This is a genomic window from Anaerovibrio slackiae (assembly GCF_009695585.1).
In the GTDB taxonomy this organism is placed as follows: Bacteria; Bacillota; Negativicutes; order Selenomonadales; family Selenomonadaceae; genus Anaerovibrio; species Anaerovibrio slackiae.
The window spans coordinates 1-3,184 of sequence record NZ_VUNR01000057.1; the positions used below are offsets into that span (position 1 = coordinate 1).

The window sequence follows — 3,184 nt, forward strand, 5'->3', positions numbered from 1 at the left end:
CGATACAGATAGCCTTTTTGCTGTAACACATCATTCACCTCCTGCCACCTATTATTATATCATCGATATGTTCTATTGTCCACCTCAATTACTTGCGTAAATTCGGTGGACGTGGCATTCATCTCCCGCCTATAGAGGAAGGGAGTCTTCTGCCACATTAAGATAAAGTATGGCTGTATCAGTCAGCCGGAATCAGGAGCGTGATTTTTTGTTGAATAATCAGGAAGCTGGTTTGTCCATGCGGGAGTGGCTGCCACTGGCTGGGATGACCTGCGCGGCATTTTTGTTCAATACGTCGGAGTTTATGCCCATAGGGCTGCTATCTGCTATTGCAGAGGATTTTGCCATGACGGAGGCGGAGATTGGGCGGATTGTGTCCATATATGCCTGGGTGGTAATGGTGCTTTCTATGCCGCTGATGGTCTGGGCTTCCAGGTATGGGCTCAGGGCGTTAATCCTGTCTACGCTGGGGGTATTTATTCTATCCAATAGCCTGGCATCTCTGGCAAATGATTTTTGGACGCTGCTGGGGGCGCGGCTGGTGCTGGCATGTGCCCATGCTATCTATTGGTCGATTGCTACACCTGCGGCAGTCAGGCTGGTGGAACCAAAGTTCAAGGCTATAGCTATGAGCATGCTGGTGGCAGGTTCTTCGCTGGCTGTTATTTTGGGCTTGCCGGTAGGGCGCATTATCGGCTTGCAGCTGGGCTGGCGTATGTCATTTTTTGCCATGGCAGCAGTGGCTGTTGTGATTTTACTTTATATGGTAGTCGTATTTCCGAAACTGCCTAAAACAGAGCCATTTTCTTTCCGGCAGCTGCCGGAGCTGTTGCACAATAAAGTCCTGATGGGACTTTATGGCGTCAACATCCTTGTGCCTATGTCGCAGTATACGGCATATAGCTATATTGAGCCATTTATGAAGCAGGTGGGCGGCATGTCCGACAATATGATTACTACGGCATTGATGATGTTGGGGGTTGCCGGTATGGCTGGCAGCATGCTGTTTGCCAGGCTGTATGAGAGGTGCAGCAGGTATTACCTGGCAGGGACTATTCTGGGGCTGGCGGCATCGCTTATGGCACTGCATCCGCTGTCAGGCAGTGAGTACCTGCTGCTGCCGCTGATAGTTTTGTGGGGCATCTTCATGACGTCCTATGGCATGGCCAGCCAGGCAGAGGTATTGCAAGCTACTACCCTCAGCAGTGCTCCTGTGGCCATGTCTATATACTCAGGTATCTTCAATTTTGGCATCGGCGGCGGCACATGGGCTGGTGGTGTTATTTGTACTGAGCTGTCTATGGCATATATCGGCTATGGCGGTGCGGTATTCGCTTTGCTGGGGTTTGGAGTCAGCCTGTGGCTGAGGGGGCAGGTGGCCGCAAGTTGCAATGAATAATCTGCTGTCATCATGGGGGATGGCAGGGAATTGGCCTGAAAAAGTACATTGTATACACAATAAAATCCTACCATAATACTCAATTTTGTGATATTATATCAAGTGGTCAATATGTAAATATTGACATACATCTATACCATTTATTATATAGTGCTTGCTAGGGGCAAGGTATGCACTGTAGTGAGATAAGAAAGGAAGATATGTAATGAGAATTGGTATTTATGGCTATGGCAATCTGGGCCGGGGCGTTGAGGCTGCTGTCCGTCAGAATGATGATATGGAGCTGGTGGCAGTATTCACCCGCAGGAATCCTGCTGATGTAAAGCTGCAGACTGAGGGGGTCAAGGTTTATGCTGCCTCTGAGGCGGCACGCCATGCAGATGAGATTGATGTGCTGGTGCTGTGCGGCGGTTCCGCTACGGACCTGCCTGAGCAGACTCCTGAGCTGGCAAAGTATTTCAATGTAATTGACAGCTTTGATACCCATGCCCGCATTCCGGAGCATTTTGCCAACGTTGACAAGGCTGCCAAGGAAAGTGGCCATACCGCCCTGATTTCCTGTGGCTGGGACCCGGGCATGTTCTCCCTGAACCGCCTGTATGCCAATGCTGTATTGCCGCAGGGCAATGATTATACCTTCTGGGGCAAGGGCGTCAGCCAGGGCCATTCCGATGCTATCCGTCGCGTCAAGGGTGTCAAGAACGGCAAGCAGTACACCATTCCTGTGGAGGCTGCCCTGGAGTCTGTAAGGAACGGCGAAAATCCTGAGCTGACCACCCGTCAGAAGCATACCCGTGAGTGCTTCGTAGTGGCTGAGGAAGGGGCAGACCTGGCTCAGATTGAGAAGGATATCAAGGAGATGCCGAACTACTTCTCCGATTATGATACTACCGTGCATTTCATCAGCGAGGAGGAGCTGCAGGCAAACCACAGCGGTATTCCTCATGGCGGCTTTGTGTTCCGCACCGGCGTTACCGGCTTCAATGGCGAGCACAAGCATGTTATCGAGTATAGCCTGAAGCTGGATTCTAACCCTGAGTTTACTTCCTCTGTCATTCTTGCTTATGCCCGTGCCGTAAATCGTCTGCATCAGGAAGGCGCAAATGGCTGCAAGACCGTGTTTGATGTGGCACCAGCGTATCTTTCCCCATTGAGCGGCGAGGAACTGAGAGCCCACATGCTCTGATTTCTCTTTCAAATATGATATTGGTGATATCATCAGATTGATTTTATAAAAAACAGGCCCATCCTGACATATGCCGGGATGGGCCTGTTTTTTTGTAGCTGGTTTTACAGCTGCCTTGCTATTTTCTGCTGTTATGTTTTTTATGTTGTTTTGTTACGCTGCTGTGTGTTTTTTCTCATACCCTTCTGGCATTTTTTAGTGGCAGAAGGTGCAAAATATTATAGTATAAAACTTCAACCACTTTTTATACCCTTTTTGATATTTTTCAACGCCTTTCTGTCGTCTTCAGTCAGACAACTTTTGCGCCATATTTTCCACAAAAAAGAATTATCACATATCCGGCTGGATTACTTCAAAGTAATCTGTCGGCTGTGCGATAATTCTTTTGCTCTTATATGAGATTTTATCTTAATGTGGCAGAAGACTCCCTGCCTCTATAGGCGGGAGATGAATGCCACGTCCGCCGAATTTGCGCAAGTAATTGAGGTGGACAATAGAACATAGTGGTGATATAATAGTAAGTGACAGGAGGTGAACGATGTGTTACAGCAAAAAGGCTATCAGTATCGAATATATCCCACTAAACAACAGCAACAGCT

The 3,184-nt window shown here is 48.5% G+C and carries 3 protein-coding genes; all 3 read left to right on the top strand.

Translation table 11 applies throughout. From position 1 onward, the window contains the following. Window positions 1–208 precede the first annotated feature (208 nt). The gene (locus tag FYJ84_RS14275) at window positions 209–1,399 is read left to right on the top strand and encodes an MFS transporter (RefSeq protein WP_205764293.1); all 1,191 of its coding nucleotides are present in this window, start codon (window positions 209–211) and stop codon (window positions 1,397–1,399) included. 205 nt (window positions 1,400–1,604) lie between these two features. Then, the gene (locus tag FYJ84_RS14280; RefSeq protein WP_154408252.1) at window positions 1,605–2,585 is read left to right on the top strand and encodes a diaminopimelate dehydrogenase; all 981 of its coding nucleotides are present in this window, start codon (window positions 1,605–1,607) and stop codon (window positions 2,583–2,585) included. Between the two features lie 540 nt (window positions 2,586–3,125). Then, a partial coding sequence (locus FYJ84_RS15105) for a helix-turn-helix domain-containing protein (protein WP_407060753.1) occupies window positions 3,126–3,184 on the top strand: 59 nt, incomplete at its 3' end.

Bases quoted from the DNA above. Each gene is read 5' to 3' on its own strand.
- FYJ84_RS14280 (WP_154408252.1), top strand. From the start codon at position 1,605: ATGAGAATTGGTATTTATGGCTATGGCAATCTGGGCCGGGGCGTTGAG.